The 478-nt window shown below is 43.7% G+C and carries 1 protein-coding gene; it reads right to left on the bottom strand.

The features are described 5' to 3' along the window. Positions 1-478: carboxypeptidase-like regulatory domain-containing protein (locus tag GFC01_RS18000; RefSeq protein WP_194175034.1), on the bottom strand; the 478-nt coding region annotated here is incomplete at both ends.

The raw sequence follows: 478 nt of genomic DNA, 5'->3' as shown, positions 1-478 counted from the left end.
ACTGTATACACACCGCTCAATGCCTCTAGAGAAAACTCGCCAGATTCATCTGTTTTCACCGGCTCAATTTTCGCATCCTCTACAAGATAAACCGTAGCATCCTTTACTTTTGCACCCGTTGTTTCATTGACAATTGTGCCAGATATCGTTCGTTTTTCTAGTGGCTGCAGGGAGAAATTTGCCTCTGCTTGATCATTTGCAGGAATATTGACTTTTTGTGTGCGTGATTCAAAGCCATATGCTTCAGCTTTCACTGTAAATTCCCCTGCACCATGAGAAAGCTGATATCTCCCTGTCGCTTCATCTGTGTACGTGGACTTGCCGCTTTCAAGCACACTGATTTCTGCCTTCATCGGAAGAGCTTTGATAGATGGGGCATCTAAGCTTTTTTCCTTTTTCATCTGGACATGCTTTTCTTTTATTTTAGCAGGCTTTGCACTTTTCGGATCGACGGGTTTCTTCTGCTCCTGTGCTGACT

The sequence above is a fragment of the Desulfofundulus thermobenzoicus genome (genome assembly GCF_009428905.1).
Lineage (GTDB): Bacteria > Bacillota > Desulfotomaculia > Desulfotomaculales > Desulfovirgulaceae > Desulfofundulus_A > Desulfofundulus_A thermobenzoicus.
This window is presented reverse-complemented; position numbering and strand designations above follow the sequence as displayed.